Source organism: Pseudarthrobacter sp. BRE9, from assembly GCF_031844305.1.
Classification (GTDB): Bacteria; Actinomycetota; Actinomycetes; order Actinomycetales; family Micrococcaceae; genus Arthrobacter.
Genome location: NZ_JAUZUY010000005.1, coordinates 236,217 through 261,409 on the forward strand (window position 1 = coordinate 236,217; position 25,193 = coordinate 261,409).

Here is a 25,193-nt window from a genome sequence, read left to right on the forward strand (position 1 = left end):
TTCGGTGGCTGCCACAGTGTAAGCAGTCCCTCCTATGTGGCAACCCGAGGGGAGCGCCCGGACCAAGCCGGACGCGCCCCTCGTGTACAGGGGAGCCGCGAAGTGGTCCGCCGCGTCTACTTCAGTCGACAAGCACCTGAGACTTGATCTCGTCAGCTGCTTCAACAGCGGTCGGAACCTCCCGCGAGCGGTGGTTCATCCAGCACCCCACTGCCAGCAGCGCCACAAGCCCGAAAGTGCTCAGGAGCTGGGGGCGTGAATCCTCGCCGATGAAGCCCACCGTGAAGATCGCCGCGAGGATGAGCAGGCCAAGGGAAGTCAGCCATGGGAAGCCGGGCATCCGCAGCGGAAGCGCCGTTCCCTCGCGGTCGGCACGGAGGCGCAGCGCGAGCTGCGCCAGGAGAGCGGACGTCCACACCAGCAGGCAGGTCGAGCCCACGATGTTCAGCAGGACGGGAAGGACCTTCTCCGGGAACGCCAGCTCCAGCACCACCGTGACAATGCCGAAGGCAACGCTGGCCAGGACTGCGACCACAGGCACCCGGGCTTTGGACACCGCGGCAAGCACGCGCGGCGCCTCACCCCGCTCGGCCAGAGAGAACGCCATGCGCGAAGCACCGTAGAGGTTGGCGTTGAGGGCGGACAGCAGTGCTGCCACAGCTACCAGGGTGATGGCCGTGGCTGCACCGGGCATGCCGGCGGCTTCCAGCACTGCGGCGAACGGGCTCTTCAGCCCGGCCGAACCCACGGGAACCACCGCGGCGATCACGAAGATGGCGCCAATGTAGAACACTAGGATCCGCCAAAGCACCGTGCGGACCGCCTTCTTCACAGAACGGGCCGGCTCGGCCGTCTCAGCTGCAGCCACCGACACAATCTCGGTGCCGCCGAACGCGAACGCCACCACGAACAGGGCCGTTGCGATCCCGGCGAAACCGCTCGGCGCGAAGCCGGCTCCGGTGAAGTTGGCCAGGCCCGGCGACTGCACGCCCGGCAGCCAACCGAACAGTAGCGCAGCGCCAACCAGCAGGAACCCGACGATCGCCGCCACCTTGAGCAGGGCAAACCAGAACTCGAACTCACCGAAGTTCTTCACGCTGGTCAGGTTCACGGCGGTGAGCACCACTATGAATACGAAGGCCATCAGCCACACCGGCAGCGCGGGGAAGATGGTGGCCAGCAGGCCTGCCGCTCCGAGCGCTTCGGCCGCGATGACGACGACGAGCTGCAGCCACCAGAGCCAGCCCACCGTGGCGCCGGCGACCGGCCCGTAGGCCTTGGCGGTGTAGACGGAGAAGGCACCGCTGTCCGGGTTGGCGGCAGCCATTTCGCCGAGCGCCCACATCACCAGGATGATGAGCGTTCCGGCCACGAGGTAGGAGATCAGCACCGCCGGGCCGGCGGCCTGGATGCCTGCCCCGGAGCCGATGAACAGGCCAGCGCCGATGGCGCTTCCCAGGCCCATCATGGTGAGCTGCCGGGGTTTGAGGGCCGCGCCGAGTGGGCGGGCAGACGTCTTTGTCTGTTGTTCCATGGGGATTCCTCTTGGTTGTAGGTGGAACTGTTGGGGATAAAACTTCAGGCCGCGTGGGCTTCGAGGAGCCGGAGCACGCGGTCGTTGGAGGCAGGGTCGGCAACGGTGATCCGCACCCCGTCGCCCTGGTAGGCCCGGACCATGATGCCGGCGCGGTCGAACGCGTCGACCAGCCTCGCCAGAAGGCCAGCATCAGCCCGGATCCAGAGGAAATTACCCTGGCTCGGCTGCAGCTTCCGGCCCTGCGCTTCCAGCTCAGCGCCCATCCGGGCTCGCTCCTGCTTGACGGCCGAAACCCGCGCCTCCATCTCCTCCCCCGCATCCAGCGACGCGATGGCCGCCTTCTGGGCCAGCGCACTCACGCCGAAGGGAAGGGCGGTGCGACGCAGCCCCTCGGCGATGGCCGGCGACGCCACGGCATAGCCCACGCGCAGGCCGGCGAGTCCGTAGGCCTTGGAGAAGGTGCGCAGGATGCAGACGTTCGGGTACCGGCGGTAGAGCGCCAGGGAATCGGGGCCGCTGCCGGCATCGGCGTACTCCACGTACGCCTCGTCAATCACCACCAGGACGTCCGAGCGGACGGCACCAAGGAAGGCCTCGAGTCGCTCATGGCCGATCGGCACGCCGGTTGGATTGTTCGGGGTGCAGAGCAGGATCACCTTGGTGCGGTCGGTGACGGCCGCGGCCATCGCTTCAAGGTCATGGCCCTCAAAGGCATCCAGCGGGACGCGGACCGTGCGGGCCCCCGCCAGTTCCACCAGGATGGGGTACGCCTCGAAGGAGCGCCACGCGAACACCACCTCATCCCCGGCGTCGCACAGTCCGGTAATGATCTGCTGCAGGACGCCCACGCTGCCGGGTCCCACCGCCACTTCGTCGGCGGTGACGCCCAGGTGCTGGGCGATCCGTTCGCGGAGTTCGACGGCGGCCATGTCCGGGTAGCGGTTCATCCTGCCGGCCGCTTCGGCCACCGCAGTGACGGCTGCGGGCAGGGGCTCGTAGTGGCTTTCGTTGCTGGCGAGGGCGGCGATGTCCGCGCCGGCGCTGCGCCGGCCCGGGACGTAGGACGGAAGGCCGGTCACCGCGCCGCGAAGGGTGGGCACCGCAGTTTCGGGAACGGCCAAAAGCTGATCACTGGTCATGAGGTCCGATCATGGAAGTGACCCGGACCACAATGCAAGGTAGGCTCCGGTGCTTGGGACTTCTGCTCAACTTCTAGTACCTCTGGTGAAAATATGACCATCACAAACTCTCGCACCCTCGATTCCCTCGACGGCCGGATCATCCTCGCCCTGGACAAGGACCCCGAAGCCAGCGCCCTGGCACTTTCCCGGACACTCGGCGTCGCACGGAACACCGTCCACGCGCGGCTGGCACGGCTGGAGCGCAGCGGCGCGCTCCGCTCCTTCAGCCGCAGGCTGGACCCCGCCGCCCTGGGCTACGAACTGATGGCCTTCCTGTCCCTCTCCATCAGCCAGACCAGGACCGGCTCGGTGGAGAACGGGCTCGGCGCGATCCCGGAGGTCATCGAGGTGCACGCCACCACCGGGGACGCGGACCTCATGGCCAAGGTGGTGGCCCGCGGCACGGCTGACCTCTACCGCATCACCAACGAGATCCTGGAGATCGACGGGATCGAGCGGACCAGCACGGCCATCTCCATCCTGGAACTCATGCCGCCCCGCTACGACGGCCTCATCAGCCGGCTGTCCGAGCAGGAAGCGCGGCCTTCGGAGTAAACCCGCGTGACGGGCACCAAAAATGGGCAGATTGTCACTGCCAGCAGCTCATGCTGCCAAAAGTCCCAACAGAATCCAGCGGTATTGCAAATGTGAGATGCAGGACACAGGCTGCCTGCATGACTACTCTCACCGTTTCCGGCCGCGTGGCGCAGGTTCTCAGCAGCTATGTCAGCGACGTCTTCGGCGTCATGGGCAATGGCAACGTCTACTTCCTGGACGCCGCGGAGAAGCACGGGCTCCGCTTCACCCCCGTCCGGCATGAGGGAGCCGCCATCGCCGCGGCCGACGCCTACTACCGCGCGTCGGGACGGCTCGCCGTCGGCACCACCACCTACGGCCCCGGCTACACCAACGCGCTCACCGCCCTGGCCGAGGCCGTCCAGGCGCAGATCCCCGTCGTGCTGGTCACCGGGGACGCTCCCACCAGCGGCGCCCGCCCCTGGGACGTGGACCAGGCCGCCATCGCCGCGGGCCTGGGCGCGGCCACCTTCACCGTCACCCCCGACACCGCGGGCACCGTCACCCGGCAGGCGGTGGAGTACGCCCTCACCCGGCGCACCGCCGTCGTGCTTGCCATCCCCTACGACCTCGCCGCACTCGAGGCTGAGGACCAGGAACTTCCGTCGCCGTCGGCACTTCAGGTGACGCACGACGGCGGCGCGGACCTTGGGCAAGTGTCCCGCCTGCTCGCCGGGGCAAGACGGCCGCTGATCCTGGCCGGCCGGGGTGCGCACCTCGCCGGCGCCGGCCCGGAACTCCGTAAACTCGCCGACCGGCTCGGCGCACTGACCGCCGGAACCGCCCTGGCGCTCAACCTCCTCAATGGCGAGGGGTACTTGGGCGTGGCCGGCGGTTTCGGCACCGACACCGCGGCCGGGCTCATGGGCGAGGCCGACGTGGTCCTGGTGGCCGGGGCCAGCCTGAGCCCCTTCACCCTGCGGTTCGGGCACCTGCTGGGCCCGGACAGCACCGTCATCCAGATCGACACCGCGCTGCAGCCGACCAACCCGCGGGTGGACCTGTTCGTTCAGGCCGATGCGAAGGCCGCTGCTTCGCGGCTCCTGGCGTTGCTGGACGGTGAAGCCGCTCTGGCTGGTTGGCGGGCCGAAGCCTCCAAGCGTCTGGCTGCCGGACCGGGACATGAGGCCGGCTCTGCGGAAACTACTGACGGCCGACTGGACCCGCGCGCCCTCGCCACCGCGCTGGACCCCGTGATTCCGGAGCGCCGCACGGTGGTCCAGGACGGCGGCCACTTCATTGGCTGGGCGCCCATGTACTGGAACATCCCGCGGCCGCAGGACCTGGTGATGGTGGGCACCGCCTTCCAGTCGATCGGACTGGGACTTGCGAGCGCCGTGGGGGCAGCCCGTGCGGTGGAGGACGGCTGCACCCTGGTGCTCGCCTCGGGCGACGGGGGGTTCCTGATGGGCCTGTCCGACCTCGAATCACTGATCGGAGCGGCCCGCAGCGCCATCGTGGTGATCTACAACGACGCCGCCTACGGAGCAGAGATCCACCAGTACGGCTCGCAAGGCCTGACTGAGAAGCCGATGCTGATTCCGGAGGTGGACTTCAGCGGGGTTGCGCGGGCGTTGGGTGCCGAGTCCGCTGTTATCCGGTCCCTTGACGACCTGTCCGCACTGCAGGCCTGGATCGACGCCGGCGCCAAGGGAACCTTCGTGGCCGACTGCCGGATCACCTCCAGTGTCCGGGCGCCGTGGCTGAGCGAGTGGATGGCGGCGTCCCGCGCGGCGAAGACTCCGGTGGCGGGGTAACACCCTGCACGAATACGAGACCCTACCTGCCCGCGGTGAACGCCAGAGTCCCCGCCAGCCTGCCGCCGTCGACGGCCAGCACAGTACCCGTGACAAAGCTGGACTGCTCGGAACACAACCACAAGGCGGCGGCTGCAACGTCCGCGGTAGTGCCGATCCGGCCCACCGGCACTGACGCGGCCACCCGATCCTGCGCTGCCTGCCCCGCCAAGGCGAGGCGGTCCGTGAGGATCGGCCCCGGGGCGATCGCATTGACGCGGATACCGCGGGCGGCGTAATCAAGGGCTGCCACCCGGGTCAGGCCTCCTACACCGAATTTGCTGGTGACGTATCCGCTCAGCCCGGCGACGCCCTGTTCGCCGGCCGTGGAGGACATGTTCACTATCGCTCCGCCGTTGCCGCCGGCCAGCATCAGTTCGATTTCGTACTTCAGGCAAAGGAACACCCCGCGCAGGCTGACGGCGATGGCGCTGTCGAACTCCACACTGCTCCATTCGGCAAGGGGTGCCGGCGGCCGCCCACCACCGGCCGCATTGTTGACCGCGGCATCGAGCCGCCCGAACCGGTGGCGAATCTCGGCCAGCACCCCTTTGACCGACTCCTCACTGGTCACATCCACGGGCAGGACCACGGCGCTGCCCCCGACCCGTTGAATCGACTGCGCCTGCCTGGCCAGGCTGTCGCTGTCCCGGGCCGCCATGACCACCTGCGCTCCGGCCTCGGCAAAGGCCGCAGCAATCGCGGCGCCGATGCCCCTGCTCGCGCCGGTGACCAGCGCCACCTTGCCCGACAACGGCCTGTCGCGCCCCACCATGGCCCGCTCCGCCGTCGTCATCGCGGCGCCGTCCACTGTGCGCGGCCTTCCTGGTTCGCTGCAGCACGCCGGCGGGGCAACAGGAAACCGGCGGCGATCAGCCACACGAGTCCGCCGAACCGCCCAACTGGCAGGAGGAACTGAAGCGGTTCGAGGACCATCGAGAGGAAGCTCAGCTCGGACAGGGCGGCGATGACCAGTCCGGTCCACGCAAGCCACCGCGGCAAGAAGCCAAGGATGAGCGACGGGACGGCGGTCCCGGCCACCAGCAGGCCAAGTCCCACCACGAAGCCCACCCCTCCCGTGAGGTTGGCGAGAAAGGCGAGCGCCTGCGCAAGGGCCGTGTCCGCGACGACTTCGGGACGGCCCAGCAGCCACGTGATGAGACCCGAGAGCATGAGGAACACCGCCGCGGCGATGCCGCCAAAGAAGCCGATCGCCGGTCCGGGGACGCGCACTCCGAGCCGCAGCTGCCTGGCGTAGACAGTGGCCGCAAAGATCCCCAGGGGCACAGCCGAACCGAACTGCAACATGCCCGCCACTTGCGCGGATGTGGCGTTATGCCGGAAGAACCCCGCGGCGTCAGCGGCAGGTGCGAACGGGGAAACGAACCATTGCCCGCCGGTGATCAAGGGAGTTGCAGCCAGGCTGGCCAGGAACAATCCCAAGCTGACAATGGCAAGCACCCCGGGATGCGGCCCACCGGACCGGGCTGCGCTCCGTCCATCTACAACTGTGTGATCAGTCATGGCTGCACCCTTCCACTAGGCTGTGGCTGCACGGGAATTGCATCACTAGTCAAATGGTTCACCTGGAGAATTATTCTGTCAAGGGGGTATTCTGGAGCCATGAACCCAGCCACCCAGCGCCAGTCGAAGCGGACAGCCTTCCTCCTGTCACAGCTCGGCGCCGTGGCATCCTCCCGGTTTGCCGAGCGCACCCGTGGGATCGGCCTCACGCCAGGCGACGCCGGCGTCATCCGCCTGCTGGGCCGTGCGCCTGGATTGAGCCAGCGGTCCGTCGCGGAAAAGCTGGGCATCGTTCCCAGCCGCGTGGTGCCGCTCATCGACTCGCTTGAGGGCCGCGGGCTGGTGGACAGAACCCGCAGCAGCACCGACCGGCGGAACTACGAGCTGCACCTCACGGACGCCGGGCAGCAGGTACTGCATGAACTGCGCGGGATCGCCGAACAACACGAAGCGGAGCTGCTGGCACCCCTGACCGGCGACCAGGCCGCACAGCTGGGCGTCCTGCTCGCCCAGCTCGCCGACGCCCATGGGCTGGACCGGGACCTCCACCGCGGCAGCGTGAGTCAATCAGGGTAACGCCCGACGGCGGCGAGCACCGCCGTCGAGCCCCGTCACCGGGAATGGACTGCTTCTGGGACGCCAGTGGCCGCAAAGTATGGGCATTTCTCCCCTTTTGCGGGTGGGACAGTGGGTCTACCGTAAGCGCATCAGCGTCCACCGCCGTCGAGGAGCCGTCATGGCCGGGTTTATGCAGATCATTGAATTCACCTCTTCCCGCATCAAGGAGATCGAAGAGCTGGGCCGCCCCTCACGCACCGAGGGGACCACGCTGCCTACATTCCGCCGCATCGTGGCCACGGCGGACAGGGACCATCCGGGGCACTACTTCACCGTGGTCGACTTCGACTCCTTTGAAACAGCGATGGAGAATTCCGGGCGTCCGGAAACATCGGAGTTCGCAGCCAAGATGGCGAAACTGTGCGACGGACCCGTGATCTTCCACAATCTGGATGTCATGTGGGAGGACACAGGAGAAGGTGCGGACAACGCCTAGCAGCAGGGCGGTGGAACGCAGCGGGTTCTTGTCGTAGGAGCGGCTTAGGATTCCTTTCATGAGGATTGCCGTTGCAGGGGGAACAGGTGCGGTGGGCCGCCACGTGGTGACCATCGCCAGGGAGCGCGGGCACGACGTGGTCAGCCTCAGCCGCACCGAAGGAGTGGACCTGGTCAGCGGGCGCGGCCTCGATCAGGCTCTCCAGAATGTCGAAGCCGTGATCGACGTCGTTGGGATCCAAACCGTGTCCACCAAGAAGGCCGTGGATTTCTTCACCAACGCCACCCAGAACCTGCTGGCGGCGGAGAAGAAGGCCGGCGTAACGCACCATGTGGCGCTGTCCATCGTGGGCATCGACAAGGCCAATTCAGGGCTGTACGCCGGGAAGCTGGTGCAGGAGGACGAGGTCAGGCACGGCGGCATTCCCTGGACCCTCCTCCGGTCCACCCAGTTCCACGAGTTCGTGCCGATGTCCATCAAGGCCGCCTCAGTGGGCCCGCTGGTCTTTGTGCCCACCATGGTCACCCAGCCGGTGGCGGCAAAGGAGGTGGCCGCGGCCCTGGTGGACGCGGTCGAGGCCGGGCCGCAGGGACGCATCCCGGACCTCGGCGGCCCCCGGACGGAACAACTGAAAGGCCTGGTCGCGGCCTATCTGGCCAAGACGCAGCAGAAAAAACGGATCGTTCCGCTGCACCTGCCCGGCCCCATGGGCAAGGCCATGCGCAACGGCGGCCTGATCCCGGCGCCGGGCTCCGCCGTCGGACGCCAGACGTTCCTGGAGTGGCTGGAAGCCATCGACGCCGCGTAAAAGCCGATGCCAAATGGGGCAGTTGCCCCATGCCCATGCTGTGGCCCGGTCCTAATCTCAGGGCATAGAGAAAAGGAGGCGGCCATGACCACCTACCAGCCGCAGTCATCAGCACAGGCAACACCGACACTTGCCGAACTTCCTTACGACGCAGCGGAGCACTTCGCCGGCTACGCCGTCCTGGGGTTACCTTTCACCAGCGGCCACTACCTGGCCTTCCGGGATTTCCCGGTGAGCTCCGTAGGCCCCGGCTACCGCTCCGTCTGGCACCGCACGCCTGGCGGCGAGTGGACCATCTACGCCAACACCGCACCGGAATTCAGCTGCGCACGCTACTTCGGGGCGGCCGTGCACCACACTGTTGAGACCGACGTCGACATCCAGTGGGGCGGGCCCTTCACCGCCCTGATCACCGTTCCGGGCGTCATTGACTGGCGCCTGCAGCTGGGCACCTCCGCGGCCACCTCAATGCTGACCGCCATGGCCGTCCGGATGCCCGAAAGCCTGTGGCGCAACGAGCCCGTGCTCCACGCCATGGGAGCATTCGCCGGACCGCTGCTCGGCGCCGGCAAGATGAAGGTCTCCGGGATGGTGCCCAACGGCCAGACGTTCCAGGCCCAGCCCCGGCAGCTGTGGCTGGTCACGGATTCCCAGGCAACCATCCTGGGCGAGGACGCGGGCACGCCCGGGGCGCTGGAGGTGCAGGACCACCTGGCGGACTTCTGGCTTCCGCAGCGTGGACTGTTCGGAGCGCAGGTGGGCGTGCGGTTCCCGTCCACCGCCCGTGCGGCTGGGCCGGAACCCGCCAGCCAACGCGCCGGAAAGAACCAGCTGGCATGACGGCGGTGGGCCGGTCCCTTCGGCCCGCCGACCCCTACTGCCCGGGGTGATGGCGTCCCTAGAATGGCACGTGTGAAGCAGCCAGCGGCTGGACCCCGCCGCAGTGAAGTCCTGGCCGCGCTGTCCCTCGCCATCGACCTGGGCCTCGGGCAACCGATGGAGCACATGCTGCGTTCCTGCCTGCTGGCGTTGCGGATCGCCGGGGCAGCGGGAGTTGACGCCGCCGGGCAGGGCAGGCTCTACTACGCGAACCAGGTGGCATGGATCGGCTGCCACGCGGATTCCTTCGAATTGGCAGCGCTGTTCACGGACGACATCGCTTTCCGCGCCGATTACTACAACCGCGACCAGCGCGGACTGCCCATGTACGCCGGCATGTTCAGCCATGCCGGCGCGGGCCTCCCGCCGATCGCCCGCGTTGCACACTGGACGCGTTTCGCGGCGACGGGCAGCGCCGCGGTGCGGACCATGATTGCCTCGCACTGCAGCTCCGCCGGGGTGCTGGCCACCAATGTGGGGCTCGACGGCGGCGTGGCAGGGCTGCTTGCCCACACCTTTGAGCGCTGGGACGGCAGGGGCCTGCCGGAGGGCGTCGCGGGGCCGGACATCCCGCTGGAAATGCGGATCATGCATCTCGCGGACACGGCGGAGGTGTTCCTGCGGCAGGAGGGCGTGGCCGGTGCTGTGGCGATGGTGCGGGCGCGCCGCGGCAGCCAGTTCGATCCGGCCCTGGCCGGGCTGTTCATCGACCAGGCCGCGGCGCTCACCCAAGGACTCCTCGACGTCGACTGCTGGCAGGCGGCCCTGGACCTGGCTCCCAACGACGCTCCGCTGTCCGGCCCGCAGCTGGACGCGGTACTCTGCGCTGTCGGTGACTTCGCAGACCTAAAGTCTCCCTATACCGCTGGACACTCCCGCGCCGTGGCTGCCCTCGCGGCCGCTGCGGGCGAGGAGCACGGGCTGCCGGCCGACGATGTCAGTGAGCTCCGCCGTGCAGGATGGGTTCACGACCTGGGCCGGCTGGGAGTCTCCAACCAGGTGTGGGACAAGAAGGAGCCCCTCTCCCGGGCGGACCTGGAACGCATCCACATGCATCCGTACCTCGGGGAACGGATCCTCAGCCGTGTTCCCGGGCTGAAGGGCGAGGCGGCCCTGACCGGCCTGCACCATGAGCGGCTGGACGGGTCCGGCTACCCACGCGGAATTGGCGGAACCGAGTTGGGGATCAAGCAGCGGATCCTGGCGGCCGCAGATTCCTACCATGCCTCCCTGGAGCCGCGTCCACACCGGGCCGCGCTCAGACCGTCCGAGGCAGCTGCACGGCTGCGGCAGGAGGTTTCAGCTGGCCGGATCAGTCCCGAGGCTGCTGACGCCGTGCTTACGGCGGCCGGCCAGCAGCCCCACCGCCGGCCTGCTTCTCCGGCCGGGCTCACCCCCAGGGAAGTGGAAATCCTCGGTATGCTCTGCCGCGGGATGGCTCCGGCCGAGATAGCCGCCAGCCTGTTCCTGGCCCGCAAGACCGTCCGCAACCACGTGGAGCACATCTACACCAAGATCGGTGCAACCAACCGGGTGGGTGCCACGTTGTTCGCGGTCAGGAACGGGCTGATCGATTAGCCGTAGGGCGACGCCCTGACCCGGAACGGCACCGTCTATGCCGACGTTAATGGGGTATGAGAAAGCGCGTTGTCATCCCGGCCGTGCTGCTCGTGGCTGTCATCGCGGTTAGCGTGGGACTGTACCTGTTCCAGCCCTGGCGCATCTTCACCAGCTCAACGGTGATCGAGGATGTTCCGGCCGCTGCCACACCTGCTGCCACACCTGCGGGCGTGCCTGCCACCGAGTCGGCGGCGCCCTCGGCAGCGCCCTCCGCCGTCGCTTCCGTCCCAGTTCCGCGTGAGCTGGCAAAAGGCCAACTCATCAGTCACGAACATGCCAGCTCGGGAACGGTGAAGATCCTGGAACTCCCGGACGGAAGGCGGATCCTCAGGCTCGAAGGCCTTGATACGTCCGACGGACCAGACCTCCATGTTTGGCTCACCAACGCCCCAGTGATCGAGGGCTTCGACGGCTGGTACGTCTTCGACGACGGCGCGTACCTTGACCTGGGCGCGCTCAAAGCGAACAAGGGCGACCAGAACTATGAGATTCCGGCTGCCGCGGAGCTTGGCGACTACAGCTCCGTCAGCATCTGGTGCGCTCGTTTCGCGGTGTCATTCGCCGCTGCCGAGTTGAACACGTAGGCCAAGGACCGCCGGGCATACCCTGAAACCGGTCAACATTTTCGACAAACCCGGAAAGGCATGCTCACATGCGGATACTCGTCGTCGGAGCCGGAGCCACAGGCGGGGCGTTCGGTACGCTCCTGCAGGAAGCGGGGCGGGATGTCACGTACCTGGTGCGTCCGCGCAAGCAGGAGGTCCTTCGCCGCGACGGGCTCCGCTTCGTCTCCCCCACCGCTGACCGGACGCACCGGGTGAAAGCTATCACCGCGCTGGACGCGTCAGGGACTTTCGATCTTATCCTCGTAACGGTCAAAGCCACGGCCTTCGAGGGCGTTGTGGGTGAAATCGGCGCTTTCGTGGGGCCGGAAACCGCCATCATTCCGATTCTTAATGGCATGGCCCATGTGGACCGGCTGGAGCAGCAGTACCCCGGGCAGGTACTCGGCGGCCTGGCGCGGATTGTCGCGACACTCGACGGCGATGTGGTCCGCCAGCAGATGCCCCTCACTTCGCTCATGATTGGCGGGCTGAACGGAAACCCTGTCCCTCCGGAGGTTTCCGAAGCTCTGAACGTGCCCGCCGTCGACTTCTCGGTAGTGGACGACGTAAGGGGCGCGCTGTGGGACAAATGGGCCTTCATCGCGGCCGCGGGAGTCGTCAACTGCCTGTTCCGGGCCCCGGTAGGACGGACCCTTGAGGCCGGCGGACAGTCGAGGATCCTGGAGGCCATCAGTGAAGCCGAAGCGGTGGCGGCCGCGGCGGGACATCCAGTTTCCGACGCCGCTCATGCACAGGCGGTCGGCATACTCACCGAACCGGGATCGGCCTTCACGTCCTCCCTGTACCGGGACCTCAGCGCCGGACTGCCGTCGGAAGCTGAACATATCCTCGGCGACCTCGCATGCAGGGCCAGGGACCTGAACGTTCCCACGCCGCTATTGGACCTCACCCTCATTCAGATCCGGGCCGGCCAGCAGCTCTGAGCCATCGGGCGACGGCGGCACTCACGCAAGTCCCGCCGTCGTACGTGCCTGCGTTACATCACCTTCCGGGCCGTCCCTTGTGTGAATCCCGAGCGATCTCCAGGGCCTCGAACGGCAGCGAGTCCAGGTCCAGCAACGGGTTGTTGTCCTGCGTCTCCACCAGCTTCCGGGCGGCTTCCTCCGAATCCACACTGGGCATCGACCCGGGCAGGTTCCGCCCGGCTGATTCAGGCAGGAACCGGATGGCCACGGCGGCCACCACGGCCACCGCCATGAGGTAGTACGCAATCGCCATATCGTCGCCGGTCACTCCAATGAGGGCCGCGATGATGAACGGGGCCGTTCCACCGAAAATGGCAACTGCAAGGTTGTAGGCGATGCCCATGGCTGAATAGCGGTGCTCGGTGGGAAACAGCGCCGGCAGCGCCGAGGCGAGGTTCGGCACCGAAAACGCCACCGGGAAGGCAATCAGGGCCAGGCCGAGCAATGTCATCGGAAGGCTGCCCACCGCTATCGCCAGGAACGCGGGAACCGCGAACACCACCGTACTCAAGGCCCCGATCCACAGCACGCGGCGGCGGCCGATCCGGTCCGAGAGAAGCCCGGTGAACGGGATGCACAGCGCCATGGCCACCAGGACCGGGAGGGTCAGCAGCGTCCCCTGGACCTCGTCGTACCCCTTGTTGCTGGTCAAGTACGTAGGCATGTAGGACGTGAGGGCGTAGGCCACAGTATTGGCAGCCGCCGCCAGGATCATGGCCAGCACGAGCGGCCGCCCGTGCGCCTTCACAATGCCCACCGGCCCCACGGGGCGAAGCTCTTCTCCGGGACTTTTGGCCGCCACCGCTTCGGCCTGCAGCGTGGCCTTGAAGGCGGACGACTCCTCGATCTTCAACCGGAAGTAGACGGCGACGATACCCAGCGGACCGGCCACCAGGAACGGGATCCTCCAGCCCCACTCCCCCATCTGCTCCTGGCCCAGGGTCAGCTGAAGCGCGGACACCACCGCCCCGCCCGTCGCAAAACCGAGGTAGCTGCCCATGTCCAGGAAGCTGACGTAGAAGCCGCGGCGCCGGTCCGGCGCGTGTTCGCACACAAAAGTAGTGGCCCCCGAGTACTCGCCGCCGGTGGAAAACCCCTGCACCAGCTTGGTGGCCACCAGCAGCACCGCCGCCCACAGGCCCAGCACCTCGTACCCCGGCAGCAGTCCGACGGCGAACGTTGCGGCGGCCATCAGCATCAGCGTCATGGCAAGCACCTTCTGGCGGCCGATCTTGTCCCCCAGCCAGCCAAAGAAGATCCCGCCCAGGGGCCGGGCGATAAACGTGGCGGCGAACGTCCCCAGCAGGAACAGGTTCTGCACTGCCTTGTCCGCCTCGGGCAGGAACACCGGCCCCATGGTGGTGATGAGGTAGCCGAATACACCGACGTCGTACCACTCCATGGTGTTTCCGACGATGGTGCCGCCCAGCGCCTTCCGCAGCGTCCGGTGGTTCACCACGTTGACGTCGGATACTTTCAGCCGCCGCTGCTGCTGGTTGTGCTCTGTCATGGCCTGCTCACCGCCACCTCAGTCTAGGGGCTGGGCATGTGCCGTGGTTCTTCCGGCCCGCCTGGCCGGCAGGAGCCCAACACTTTCGATCTTCCTGCCACCGACGCGCTCTGGCAACAACGGCCTGCAGGCACTTCCTGAAGCGCCGTCGTCGAAGGCCAGCCGGCTCTGGCGCCCAACCAGCGAACCGCCGTCGAACATTACGACGGCGGCCCGCTGGCCATGTGGCTCACTCTCCTACTGGCCCGGGCCCACTCCTGGGTGGACGGGCGCAGCCTTAGCTGATCGCCGGGTTTACCGGGCTGATGGCTGCCTGAATCCGGGGGTGGCTGCGGGCAAAGCCCCAGCGCAGGCTGATGACCAGCTCCCACACCAGGATCAGCAGGAACGACGGCGCGAAGCCGGACTCCGGAAGATTCACCCCAATGACCGCCGCGGTGACGATATTGCCCGCCCCGATGACAATGCCGGACCAGGCCAGCACGCGGCCCAACTCCTTCGTCCTGAGGGCGGCAAAGGCGGCGCAAAGCACGAACAGGCCGGCCGGCAGGAGTCCGACCATGAAATCTGCCTTGTTCATCTGGGTGAGAATGGCGGCCTGCTCCGGCGAAATCTGGTCACGCAGCGAATAACCGGAAATGAGAGGGCCCGCTGAACCCAACTTCACAGCAATCTCGACAACACCGCCGACGAGGGCGACTGCCGCCACCCAGCCGGCAGCCCGCAGCCGCCAGCAAACGTATCCAACGAACGCCATCCACAACGTGAACGCCAGAAATTCCATGCCCATCGCCGCCTGGGCGGCTGGGTTGGCGGCCATGCGTGCTAAACCGTCAAGGCTCTGCTGCCCTGTTGGCGCATCAGGCGTTGCTGGGTCTGCGCCGATGGCAATTGCAGCGTTCGCCAAGATGAAATATGCGGCGCCGCTGAAAGCTCCGAGCCTGTCCATGGCGGTGATGGCTCCTCCTGGCGCTGGCCTTACCGAGCCTCCACGACCCCCGGATTGGATTTCGCTTGCTGGGTCTGGACGGGTTTTCATGATGATTCCTTTCCCTTGCTGGTGCTTTCCTGCCTCATCTTTGGGTGAGGCGACGGAACTTCCAGAGTTCCGGTGATCCTTCCAGCGGCATGGCCGCATGATCCTGCTGACATCGGATGCTCTGCCACCCAGTTGATGCTGGAGGTACTGTGCTTTCCGGTGCGCCATCGGAGGGTGCTGTCCCAATAAGTCCGAGGCTGAGGGCGGTGGCTATGGTCAGCCATGCTGTTCGTTGTCTGGAATTCCAAGCCATCGAAGGCTCCTTGGTTCTAAACTCCCTGGCCTTCTTATCCACGGAGTTGATAAAAGTGTCGGTTGCGGCAGGGCGTGGCGCGTCGACCCCCGGTAGCCATTCCTACGTACATCAGAAGGGGATGCTGCGCGGTCATCAGCTACATCCCACGGTGTAGACCCGACCGGTCTCCTGGGTTCGTTTGGCCGTGGCTTTTCAATGCGGGGATGGATAGTGTCCACTCATGGATGGCACACGAAGCGGTGCGCCCGTGCCGGCCGGCACCGCCGACCGACGCCTCCGTGTGGTGCTTGTCGATGACGAAGCCCTAATCCGGGCAGGACTGGCGCTGCTGCTGGAGTCGGAGCCCGACATGGTGGTGGTCGGGGAGGCCGGTGACGGCCGGGCCGGCGTTGAAGTGATCGCAGGGCTGCAGCCCGACGTCGTGGTGATGGATATTCGCATGCCGGTCATGGACGGCGTGGCGGCCACGCGTATCCTCACCTCCGAAGCGTTCAATGCCGGCCGCACAGAAGCCATCCCGGTCCTCATCCTGACTACCTTCAATGAGGATGAAGCTGTCCATGCCGCCCTTCGTGCCGGCGCCTCCGGCTTCATCCTCAAGAACTCTGCGCCGCGCATCCTGGCATCCGCCATCCGTGCCCTGGCTGAGGGAGCCGGCTGGCTGGACCCGAACGTCACCCGGAAACTCCTCGAGGAATTCTCCAGCAGACCGGAGCCCTTCCACCCCACCCCTGCAGAGTTGGATGAGCTGACACGCCGTGAACGGGAAGTGCTCGCCGCGATTGCCCGCGGCATGAATAACACCGAGGTCGCGGCCAACCTATTCCTCAGCGAGGCGACCGTGAAAACCCACGTGCACCGCATCCTGATGAAACTTGGCGTGGCGGACAGGGCGCAGGCTGTGGCGGCGGCCTACCGGTTGGGCCTGGTCAAACCGGACGGGCGCGGCTGAGCAGTCCAATCTGGCGCCATTACCGATTACCGCAATGGTCCACCCCGAGGTGTAGCCCATCGCTCATACGGAGGGTGGATGAAGAAAGTCCTGGCCGGGCGCACACTGGGGACAGAGGCACAGCCTTTCTTGAGAACCCGTTGCGAGGTGGATGATGGTCCAAAAATCATCGATGTCCAAGGTTGCACACTCCGGTCCGGCGGGGATGAACCGGTCACCTGGTTTCACGAAGGCAGACTTCGCCGTCGTGCTGCTGGCATTTGCCGTCGAGCTCGCCAGTTTTTTCCCGGCTACGGCCGGTTCGCTCTCGGGAGTCCTGGCCGCGGCGGCTTTGATGTACGTGGCGGGCGGATTCGTCCCACTCCTTTGGAGGCACCGCGCCCCGGTCATGGTCTTCGCAGGGCTCCTGCTGCATCAGGCGATCTTCGTTGTCTTCCTCACTCCGGGGTACTTCACCTTCTCGGAGCTTTACCGCGTCCCTTACATGCCAATAACCACTGTCCTGGTTGCACTGGCCGCAGTGGCATCCGATCGCCCGCTTCGGCAGTCACTGACAGCCCTTATTACCGCAGTTGCCTTTCCTGTCCTGATCACTTCACTCGGCAGGCCCTTTGATGAGGATCTGTGGTTCATCGGTACCGGGGGCTTTTGGCTGGGAGGGGCGTGGGCGTTCGGCCGTTTTGTGGCGCGAAGCCGTCTCCGCATCAGCTCTTTGGAGGAAGACCGGCGCAAGGCTGAAGCTGCCATCGCCCAGGAACGCGCGCACATCGCCGCGGAACTGCACGACATCGTCTCCCACGCCGTCACGGTGATGATGCTGCACGCCGCCGGCGGACGCAGGGTTATTGACACCGATCCCCGACGTGCCGCCCAGGCCCTGGAAGTGATCGAATCCGTCGGAACGGAGGCCACGCAGGAACTGGCCCGGCTCCTGAGTCTGTTGAAGCGGCCCGGCCAGAAATCAGACGAAGACCAGCAAAGCCCACTGCCGACGCTGAGCGACATTCATGGGTTGATCGAGCCCGTCCGTTCAGCGGGCGTGCAGGTGGCTGTGAAGGCCTCCGGGCCGGCTGGCAAGCTGGACCCCAGCGTGGGCCACGCTGCGTACCGCGTGGTGCAGGAGTCGCTGACGAACATCTCCAAACACGCCGGATCGGGAACGAATGCGCTCATCGATCTTCGGTGGGAACCCCGTACGCTGACCCTCAACATTTCCGACGACGGAGGCGGCAGGCCCGAGAACCATCTTGACGGCACGTCAGGCTACGGGCTCCTGGGGCTCAAGGAGAGGGTGGAGGTCGCCGGAGGAAGCATCGAGTGGGGACCGAGAGAGCGAGGCTTCTTCCTGAGCGCGCACCTCCCCTCGTCGCCTTAGGGAAACTCCGTAGGCTCAGGTCATCTATGACAGCCCAGGGTGCAGGTCAGTCCAGCGCCCAGGCCTCGGAGCCGCCCGCCCCGCTGACCTTCCTGCGGCGCCGCAGCACCACGACCAGCACAGCAGCACCGGCCAGGGACAAAGCGCCCGCTCCGGCGGCGACGGCGGGAAGAGCCACGTCAAAGGAACCCTTGGCAATCACGGCACCGTCTGACCCGCCGTCGTCGCCCACGGCTTCCTCTTCCCCGCCCGGGGCGACCGGCGCGGCAGTGCCGGCCGGTCCGCCGTCGAGCACTGTCAGGGACTTGGCGCGCCTGTTCACCACCACCACAGAGCCGTCGCTCCGCTGCACCATCCTGGCGGGATCATCGCCGACGGCGATGGTGCGCGTGGCAGCGCGCGCGCCGGCGGGAATGACAGAGACGAAATCGTCCAGGCTGTCGGTCACGTACACGGTTCCGTCGGCAGCGGCCAGCACCTCCTGCGGTGCAGTGCCCACGGGAATCCGCCGTACCACCGTGGTGCCGCCGGGCTCGATCACCGTAACGTCATTCGTCAAGATGTTGGCCACATAGACGGTCCCGTCCGGCGCCGCCGCAATCCCATGCGGAGCGGCCTTGGCCCCCACATCAATGGTGTGCGACGGCCAGGGCGCCCCCGCCGCAATCACCGTAACGGTGCCGGCAAGCTGGTTGGTGGCATACGCCGTCCCGTCCTTGGCTAGGGCCGCCTTCACCGGATACGGTCCGGCCTGGATGGTCCGGTGCACCCACGCCTCGCCCGGCTTCACCACGGATAGGGAGTCCTCCTCTGGGTTGACCACGTAGAGCGAACCCTCGGGCCCCACGGCCAGCCAGTGCGTGCCGGCAGACACCTTCATCACCAGGGAAACTTCGTTCGCGCCCGGGGCCACCACGCCGATCTCCGACTGCGCGCCCCCGCTCTGCGCCACGTACAGCGTCCCGTCAGGCGTCACAGCCAGCGAGGTGGGACCGCTACCGGCCTTGATGGTGCGGTACGGCACGGTCTCCCCCGGCCTGTAGGCGTTGACGCCGCCGTTCCAGTTGTAGTCGCTGACATACAGCGTGCCGTCCGGCCCTGACACAACGCCCACGGGCTGTCCAACGGCGTCAATCACCTTCGGGTCGGCCGCGGAGGCAGGAACGGCCACGACGGCGGATCCCAGTAAGAGCGCGCCGCCCGCCAGCAGTGCCATCCCGGCAGAAGAGACCGCGCCTGCGGCACGGCGGAGCGGCAGATAAATCACGTTGTTCCCCCAAAATCCTGCCGACCCCCGCGGCAATCCTCCAATCCTACCCGTGCGAGCCTCCGGTCACCGGAGAACCTGGCAAGAGCCAAAAAGGAGGCCGACGGCGACACCCAGTGTCGTCGTCGGCCTCCTTTTACGCCAGGCGGGTGCTTTCCCCGAAAGACGCCGGAATGCTAGGCCGCCGTGGGAAGCGTTACGTAGCTGCCCTCGATGACGCCGGCGGGAACTGCGGGAGCGCCGGCTACCGTGACATAGCTGCCACGGGTAACGGGGGGCAGGTTCCGGCTGCCTGCGACGGTGACATAGGTGCCCTCAGCGCGGGCCGAGGTGCTGCCGGCGGGGAGACTTACGTAGCTGCCGGCAGCGGTCTGGATGGTGGATGAGGAGGTTGCGGGGCGTTCAGCCAGCAAAGTCATGGGTTCTCCTTGGGGTTTCAGGATGAGGGCCGTTCAGGTTCCTGTGCCGCTCAAGCAGGAGGGCGGTAGCGTTGTGTCGCGTGCCCTGCTGGCCCGGGGATGTTCACCGGTGCGGCCTTCAAGGGCTACGGTGGCCTGTCTCCAATTTTACGGCTTATCATGAGCTATTCAAAATAACGTGTGATGACTCACGCGGGCGCGCCAAACCAGCGGGACGCCGTCGCAATGTACGACGGCGTCCTGCTGGCAAAGGTGCCAAACTCCCCTACTGTCCTGTGCGCTACTGTCCGGTGCCCTCCTGTCGTGTGCGCTACTGTCCTGTGTCTACTGGCCGGGCGCGCGGTAGGACGGCGTCTTCTTGGCGGCCTCGTCCAGGTCCTCCACGCTCAGGAGCGGCTTCAGGCGGACGTTGACGTTCCCGCTCGAATTGATCAGCAGCGACAGTGCTGCAGCGCTTGCATCATCCGGCACGTCAAAAACACCGAGGACGTCGTAATACCCAAAGGCGTAGTAGAAGCTCTCCAGCGTTCCTCCCACGGACTTCAAGGCCTCCGTCAGCGCATCGCGGCGCCTGGTGCCACCCTCCTGCATGAGTCCCTTGATGCCCTGGCCCATGTACGTTGCTTCAAACAGATACTTCGGCATGATCTTTCCCTTCCTGGATCCCGAACACGGTGATCGGCCGGCCATGCGGAAGGCGCCCGCGGATCCCGGGCACGTTTGATGCAGGATGGCGTCCACACAGAATCCTCCTCACCTGGCTCATTGGCCGTGCAGGAGCGGCCCAGATCCGGCCCCTTATCCCGTGGAAACGGGGTGGATGACCCCGCTAACGCCGACGCTATTCCCCGGGCTCCCGGCAGTCAATAAGCGGATGTGTTGCGGTACTCGGCCTCACGCGGTGGAATTGGCCAGCGGCTATCGCTTACCGCAACCAAGTGCAGTACCTTGGGCGTAGGCCGTATGAACAGGCGCTGCTGGGTGCTGTTGTTCCGGCCATCTCCGCTGGAATCCAGCCCCAGCCCACAGCATGAATAATCGAGCCCAAGGTCAAAGCCTGGCCACGTGCCACCGGCTGGACCAGAGATGCCAACTCATGAACATTGCGCCTATTCCCCGCTCCCGTCCCGCCCCCAAGGCCCGCTGGTTCATTCCAGCCGCCCTGATCCTGCTCAGCCTCGTACCGATCCTCGCCGGTTCCCTCCGCCTGACCCAGTTGGCGGGAGGCCAGGTAACACCGGAGAACGCCAGGTTCTTCGATTCGCCCGTTCCCGTGCTGGTCCACATCCCAACAGTCACGGTGTACCTGGTGCTGGGTGCCTTCCAGTTCGTTCCCCCGCTTCGCCGCGGCCGTAGAGGCCGGCCAAGCTGGCACAAGGTCGCGGGCCGTATCCTTGCCCCAACAGGCCTGCTTGCCGCCCTGTCCGGCTTGTGGATGGCCGTTTTCTATGACCTCCCGCCCCTGGACGGGCCGCTGCTGCTGGTCCTTCGGCTGGTGTTCGGGTCCGCGATGGTGGCGTTCATCGTCCTGGGGTTCATCGCGGTGCGGCGCCGGAACTACGTCCGCCACAGCGAGTGGATGTCCCGGGCGTACGCCATCGGCATTGCCCAAGGAACCATCGTGGTAGTCACCCTCCCCTGGATAGCCTTGGTGGGGCCGGTCACCGAGCTCAGCCGGGCGCTGCTGATCGGGGCGTCCTGGGTGATCAGCCTGGCGGTGGCCGAATTCTTCATCCACCGCCGCGCCCGGGGGCCCGCTCCTGGAGGACACATAATCCGCGACGTCGCCGCCATCCCTGAGCTACCCTCCGTCACCTAAAACCCCTATAGCCTCAGCTCCTTTGCCGGTGCCAGAATGATGCGCACCAACTTCCTTCATCCGGCCGGGAACAGGGCACCAAGGACGCACCCTCATGACGTACGTCAAGGCATTGGGCGATGTGGGCCCGGACGCCATCGCCGAGGCCGGTGGCAAAGCTGTGGGCCTGGGAGGCCTTATCCACGCCGGGCTGCCCGTCCCGCCGGGGTTTGTCCTGACCACGGCCGGCTACTCCGAGTTCGTCGCCGGGAACCACCTCGAGGCGGCGATCCAGGAACTCGCCACGCTCCAACCGGACGCGGCGCCGGAAGACTATGAGCACGCTTCCGCCCTGATCCGGACCCTATTCAGCAAAGGCGTAATACCGGCCGCCATCCAAGCCGAACTCGAGGCCGCCTATCAACGCCTTGGCCCGGATACAGCAGTGGCGGTCCGCTCGTCCGCCACCGCGGAGGACCTGGCCTCGGCCAGTTTCGCCGGGCAGCAGGAAACCTACCTGAACGTCCACGGCACGGAGGCGCTCAGGCACGCCGTCATCGACTGCTGGGCGTCGCTCTGGACGGCCCGCGCCATGGCCTACCGTGCCCGCGAAGGCGTGCGGCCTGACCAGGTGCGGCTCGCCGTCGTGATCCAGGAGATGGTGGAGGCGGACGCGGCCGGAGTCATGTTCACCGCCAACCCTGCGAACGGCCGCCGCGACCAGTCCGTGATCAGCGCCGCATGGGGCCTGGGCGAGGCCGTGGTCAGCGGGACGGTCACCACGGATGACCTGGTGGTTGAGTCCGCCACGGGCAGGGTCCTCTCCCGGCACACAGCCGACAAGCACGTCATGACCGTGGCCGCGGAGAACGGAACGGCCGAGGAAAAGGTGGCGGAAGCCCGCCGTCGTGCGCCTGTCCTGGACGATGCCGCCGCAGCCGAACTCACCCGCTACGGCCAGCGCAGCGCGGACCATTTCGGGGCACCGCAGGACATCGAATGGGCGCGGGCCGGCGGCCGGTTCTTCCTGCTGCAGTCCCGGCCCATCACCGCGCTTCCCGAACCCGCAGCCGACGTCCCGGACACATGGCCCGTCCCCTACCCCAAGGGGATGTATTTCCGGGCGAGCATCGTGGAGCAGATGCCGGACCCGCTCACACCGCTCTTCGCTGACCTCATCGACGGTTCGGTGACCCGGTCGCTGTCTGCCCTGATGAACCAGATGCTGGGCCCGAACTCAGTGCGCGATGGCGAGGTGCGGTTCCCCACCATCAACGGCTACGCCTATTACTACTACCGCAACTGGGCCATGGTGCGGATGACGGGCAGGACGGTTCCGGCGCTGGGCGCGCTGTTCCGCGGCAAGGCGCACATGGGCCTCGCCGGCTGGCGCGACTATTCGCATCCACGCTACGAACGGGTGGTCAGGGACTGGTCCGCCACCCCGCCTTCGGAGCTCGGCGGCGAACGGCTGTTGGCCGGCGCGCAGGCCCTCCTGGACGCCGGCACCGTCTACTACACCGCCGTGCAGTCCATCATCCCGCTCGCCGCCATGAGCGAGCTCTCCTTCCGCGCCTTCTATGACAAGGCGGTCCGGCGCGACGGCGATCCCCCGGCCCAGTCGTTCCTGCTGGGCTTTGACAGCGAGCCCATCCAGGCGGATAAGTCGCTGTACGACCTGGCAGGGTGGGCGCGCAGCGATCCCGGGCTTGTTGCGGCTTTGCTGGAACGGCCGACGGCGGAACTCGCCCAGTGCCAGCGGACCGGTTCCGCGCCACAAGGGGTGGACGACGTCCTCTGGCAGGAATGGCGCTTCACCTTCCAGGAGCACCTGGACCTGTATGGCCACGCGGTCTACAACCTGGATTTCGCCACCCCCGTCCCGGCCGATGACCCGTCCGCCCAGCTGGAGACGGTGAAGTTCTACCTGCGCGGGCAGGGCACCGATCCGCATGAGCGGCAGCGGCTGCTGACCGAGCGCCGGGAGGAACTGACGCGGGAGATGGCCGCCCGGCTGGGGCCGCGCCGCCGTCGCCTGTTCTTCCGCCTGCTCCGGTGGGCGCAGGAAACCGCGCCGGCCCGCGAAGACGCGCTGGCCGACGTCGGACTGGCCTGGCCGCTGCTGCGACGGATGCTGCTGGAACTCGGGCGGCGGCTGGTTTCCTCGGGGGTGCTCGCCGCACCGGAGGACGTGTTCTGGCTTAGACACCAGGAGCTGCGCGCCGCCGTCGACTTCGGCCTCGCCGAGCATGGTCCCCTTGGCGGCGCTGCCATCGCCGGAGCTTCCCGGCCCGTCCGGGCCGCCGCCGTCGACGAGCGGAAGATGCTGTGGCGGGGCCAGGCGAAGGCTGCCGCCCCGCAGATGCTGCCCGAGAGCAGGTGGATGGAACGGTCTTTCGGGTCATGGATGCCCGCAGGCTCCCAGCACCAGTCCGGCGACGTGATCAAGGGCGCCGGCGCGAGCTCCGGCCGGGTCACCGCGACCGCCCGCGTGCTGCGGGGTCCCGAGGATTTCGGCCTCATGCAGCCCGGCGAGGTGCTGGTGGCCCGCATCACCACTCCCGCCTGGACTCCCCTGTTCGCGATGGCCTCCGCCGTCGTGACTGACGTGGGCGGACCGCTGAGCCACAGCTCCATCGTGGCGCGCGAATACGGCATCCCCGCCGTCCTGGGCACCGGGGTGGCGACGCAGCGGCTGGCCACCGTTCAACAGGTCACGGTTGATGGCGACGCCGGTACGGTCACCATCGGACAACCAGCCACCACTGGGCAACGTTAGGAAAGAGAGGCCGGGAGGCGCATAGTTGGGAGATGACCAGTCCTTACACCCGGGGCGACTCCTACAGCAGCGAGGCTTCCCGGAAACACATCCAGCAAGCGCTCGCGGCCTACGGTGCAACGGACGTTGTGTTCAGCCACCGGGGGAACCTGAGTGCCGTCGCCTTCAGGGGTGACGGGAGGCAGTTCCGGATCGTCATGCCCATACTGCAGTCAGAAGGCGCCCTGGCCATTCGGGGGGACATCGCGGACAGCCGGCTCCATGAAGCGAACGCCAGGAGCCTCGAACGTGCCAACCGCAAATCCTGGCATGCCCTGGCCCTGGCCATCGACGCCAAGCTCGGGGCGGCGGCGGCAGGCATTGCCACCCTTGAATCGGAATTCCTGGCCCATGTGGTCCTCCCCGGAAACCACACGGTGCTTGACGAACTCGAACCCGTCATCGACTCCGCCTACCGGTCCGGCCGGCGTCCGTCATTCGGCCGTCCGGATCCTTCTGCGCGTACCGAAGAATCGCAGGTCCCCGCGGATTTTCCGCACCTCCGGTCCGTCCCGTCCCCCACCGCGCGCCGCGGGAGCTGACCGCACCGGCTCCCAAAGCCGCCGGTGCCCGCCTGGCCGGACACCCGCCGTCGAGCACGGCACCGCCGTATGCCAACAGGCGTAGACTCAAAGCATCCCGGGACACCGAGACTGGACATCCGGTTTCCCGAAAATGAGTTCCATCCTCCTGCAGCCCTCCCGGGCTGCTGACCAGCGCCGTACCGAGCGACTTCGACTCCGGCGCTGCAGGGAATTGGAACGACGAGGGCGGCCAAGAGCGAACCAAAGGCCAGAACGGCATCCGATCGCTTCCTCCCCGCAGCCGCCCCGACCCCTCGAAGCCCTGGGGTTGGTCGAGGAGCAGCGTCTTGTGTCCCTTCGACTAAACCCCGGCAACTGCCACGAAAGGCACCCCATGACAGATTTGCGCATCCGCGACCAATGGAACCGGCTTCCCTCTCCCGTGACACAGTGGCTGATGGAAAATCCCGGCTGCGTGATCCTTCCGCGGACACTGTCCGCGGAAATCAGTGCAGCCACGGGCCAGCCGGCCAACGACGATCCCCACGGCGAAACGACGCTTAGCCAGGAGGACCTGGACTTCATCCGGATGAAGTCACATGAGGCCGGGCCGGGCCAGCCGGACCCTGGTTACACGTTCTTCGACTCGGTCCAGCCGTAATTCCGACC

General features: G+C 66.8%; 24 protein-coding genes. 15 read left to right on the plus strand and 9 right to left on the minus strand.

The window, feature by feature from the left end; all coding sequences use genetic code 11:
- Positions 1-121 precede the first annotated feature (121 nt).
- Positions 122-1,534 carry an amino acid permease gene (locus Q9R31_RS12100; protein ID WP_311262973.1) on the minus strand — a complete coding sequence of 471 codons (1,413 nt, stop codon included), beginning with the start codon at positions 1,532-1,534 and terminating at the stop codon, positions 122-124.
- A 44-nt stretch (positions 1,535-1,578) separates the two neighbouring features.
- Positions 1,579-2,676, minus strand: a complete 1,098-nt coding sequence (hisC, locus tag Q9R31_RS12105) for a histidinol-phosphate transaminase (RefSeq protein WP_311262974.1) — start codon at positions 2,674-2,676, stop codon at positions 1,579-1,581.
- A 93-nt stretch (positions 2,677-2,769) separates the two neighbouring features.
- Between hisC and Q9R31_RS12110 the strand changes: the two genes are divergently transcribed.
- Both Q9R31_RS12110 and Q9R31_RS12115 read left to right on the plus strand, forming a co-directional pair.
- A complete protein-coding gene (locus Q9R31_RS12110; RefSeq protein WP_311262975.1) occupies positions 2,770-3,273 on the plus strand; it encodes an Lrp/AsnC family transcriptional regulator in 504 nt (167 codons plus the stop codon).
- A gap of 119 nt (positions 3,274-3,392) precedes the next feature.
- Complete coding sequence (locus tag Q9R31_RS12115) at positions 3,393-5,051, plus strand: thiamine pyrophosphate-binding protein (protein ID WP_311262976.1); 1,659 nt, start codon at positions 3,393-3,395, stop codon at positions 5,049-5,051.
- A 22-nt stretch (positions 5,052-5,073) separates the two neighbouring features.
- Here the strand turns inward: Q9R31_RS12115 and Q9R31_RS12120 are convergent, their stop codons facing one another.
- A complete protein-coding gene (locus Q9R31_RS12120; protein WP_311262977.1) occupies positions 5,074-5,901 on the minus strand; it encodes an SDR family oxidoreductase in 828 nt (275 codons plus the stop codon).
- Positions 5,883-6,614, minus strand: coding sequence for a hypothetical protein (locus Q9R31_RS12125; RefSeq protein WP_311262978.1), 732 nt, complete (start codon positions 6,612-6,614; stop codon positions 5,883-5,885). The genes Q9R31_RS12120 and Q9R31_RS12125 overlap by 19 nt, the downstream gene beginning before the upstream one ends.
- Positions 6,615-6,713: 99 nt before the next feature.
- Between Q9R31_RS12125 and Q9R31_RS12130 the strand changes: the two genes are divergently transcribed.
- From Q9R31_RS12130 to Q9R31_RS12160, 7 genes are all read left to right on the plus strand, one after another.
- Positions 6,714-7,190: a MarR family transcriptional regulator gene (locus tag Q9R31_RS12130; RefSeq protein ID WP_311262979.1), complete on the plus strand. Its 477-nt coding sequence runs from the start codon at positions 6,714-6,716 to the stop codon at positions 7,188-7,190.
- Positions 7,191-7,350: 160 nt separating this feature from the next.
- Positions 7,351-7,668, plus strand: a complete 318-nt coding sequence (locus tag Q9R31_RS12135; protein ID WP_311262980.1) for a hypothetical protein — start codon at positions 7,351-7,353, stop codon at positions 7,666-7,668.
- Between the two features lie 58 nt (positions 7,669-7,726).
- A complete protein-coding gene (locus Q9R31_RS12140) occupies positions 7,727-8,476 on the plus strand; it encodes an NAD(P)H-binding protein (RefSeq protein WP_311262981.1) in 750 nt (249 codons plus the stop codon).
- An 84-nt stretch (positions 8,477-8,560) separates the two neighbouring features.
- Positions 8,561-9,316 (plus strand): hypothetical protein, encoded by a 756-nt coding sequence (locus tag Q9R31_RS12145; RefSeq protein ID WP_311262982.1) that lies wholly within the window; start codon positions 8,561-8,563, stop codon positions 9,314-9,316.
- A gap of 72 nt (positions 9,317-9,388) precedes the next feature.
- Positions 9,389-10,933, plus strand: coding sequence for an HD domain-containing phosphohydrolase (locus Q9R31_RS12150; protein WP_311262983.1), 1,545 nt, complete (start codon positions 9,389-9,391; stop codon positions 10,931-10,933).
- Between the two features lie 56 nt (positions 10,934-10,989).
- On the plus strand, positions 10,990-11,559 hold the full coding sequence (locus Q9R31_RS12155) for a DM13 domain-containing protein (RefSeq protein ID WP_311262984.1): 570 nt from the start codon (positions 10,990-10,992) through the stop codon (positions 11,557-11,559).
- Positions 11,560-11,627: 68 nt separating this feature from the next.
- The gene (locus Q9R31_RS12160) at positions 11,628-12,524 is read left to right on the plus strand and encodes a 2-dehydropantoate 2-reductase (protein WP_311262985.1); all 897 of its coding nucleotides are present in this window, start codon (positions 11,628-11,630) and stop codon (positions 12,522-12,524) included.
- 58 nt (positions 12,525-12,582) lie between these two features.
- Here Q9R31_RS12160 and Q9R31_RS12165 read toward each other — a convergent pair whose 3' ends face one another.
- Positions 12,583-14,076, minus strand: coding sequence for an MFS transporter (locus tag Q9R31_RS12165; RefSeq protein WP_311262986.1), 1,494 nt, complete (start codon positions 14,074-14,076; stop codon positions 12,583-12,585).
- Between the two features lie 277 nt (positions 14,077-14,353).
- Positions 14,354-15,025 (minus strand): hypothetical protein, encoded by a 672-nt coding sequence (locus tag Q9R31_RS12170; protein WP_311262987.1) that lies wholly within the window; start codon positions 15,023-15,025, stop codon positions 14,354-14,356.
- Positions 15,026-15,591: 566 nt separating this feature from the next.
- Here Q9R31_RS12170 and Q9R31_RS12175 point away from each other — a divergent pair.
- Together Q9R31_RS12175 and Q9R31_RS12180 are read left to right on the plus strand one after the other, a co-directional pair.
- A complete protein-coding gene (locus tag Q9R31_RS12175) occupies positions 15,592-16,323 on the plus strand; it encodes a response regulator transcription factor (protein WP_311262988.1) in 732 nt (243 codons plus the stop codon).
- A gap of 172 nt (positions 16,324-16,495) precedes the next feature.
- Complete coding sequence (locus Q9R31_RS12180; protein WP_311262989.1) at positions 16,496-17,698, plus strand: histidine kinase; 1,203 nt, start codon at positions 16,496-16,498, stop codon at positions 17,696-17,698.
- Between the two features lie 46 nt (positions 17,699-17,744).
- Here the strand turns inward: Q9R31_RS12180 and Q9R31_RS12185 are convergent, their stop codons facing one another.
- From Q9R31_RS12185 to Q9R31_RS12195, 3 genes are all read right to left on the minus strand, one after another.
- On the minus strand, positions 17,745-18,965 hold the full coding sequence (locus Q9R31_RS12185; RefSeq protein ID WP_311262990.1) for a hypothetical protein: 1,221 nt from the start codon (positions 18,963-18,965) through the stop codon (positions 17,745-17,747).
- 176 nt (positions 18,966-19,141) lie between these two features.
- On the minus strand, positions 19,142-19,384 hold the full coding sequence (locus Q9R31_RS12190) for a hypothetical protein (protein WP_311262991.1): 243 nt from the start codon (positions 19,382-19,384) through the stop codon (positions 19,142-19,144).
- A gap of 324 nt (positions 19,385-19,708) precedes the next feature.
- Positions 19,709-20,029: a GYD domain-containing protein gene (locus Q9R31_RS12195; protein WP_311262992.1), complete on the minus strand. Its 321-nt coding sequence runs from the start codon at positions 20,027-20,029 to the stop codon at positions 19,709-19,711.
- A gap of 451 nt (positions 20,030-20,480) precedes the next feature.
- On the opposite strand from Q9R31_RS12195, the gene Q9R31_RS12200 reads away from it, so the two are divergent.
- From Q9R31_RS12200 to Q9R31_RS12215, 4 genes are all read left to right on the plus strand, one after another.
- Positions 20,481-21,203 carry a DUF2306 domain-containing protein gene (locus tag Q9R31_RS12200; RefSeq protein ID WP_311262993.1) on the plus strand — a complete coding sequence of 241 codons (723 nt, stop codon included), beginning with the start codon at positions 20,481-20,483 and terminating at the stop codon, positions 21,201-21,203.
- A 94-nt stretch (positions 21,204-21,297) separates the two neighbouring features.
- Positions 21,298-23,961 (plus strand): PEP/pyruvate-binding domain-containing protein, encoded by a 2,664-nt coding sequence (locus tag Q9R31_RS12205; RefSeq protein ID WP_311262994.1) that lies wholly within the window; start codon positions 21,298-21,300, stop codon positions 23,959-23,961.
- Positions 23,962-23,993: 32 nt separating this feature from the next.
- Positions 23,994-24,542: a hypothetical protein gene (locus tag Q9R31_RS12210; RefSeq protein ID WP_311262995.1), complete on the plus strand. Its 549-nt coding sequence runs from the start codon at positions 23,994-23,996 to the stop codon at positions 24,540-24,542.
- A 376-nt stretch (positions 24,543-24,918) separates the two neighbouring features.
- A complete protein-coding gene (locus Q9R31_RS12215) occupies positions 24,919-25,185 on the plus strand; it encodes a hypothetical protein (RefSeq protein ID WP_311262996.1) in 267 nt (88 codons plus the stop codon).
- The last annotated feature ends 8 nt before the right edge of the window (positions 25,186-25,193 follow it).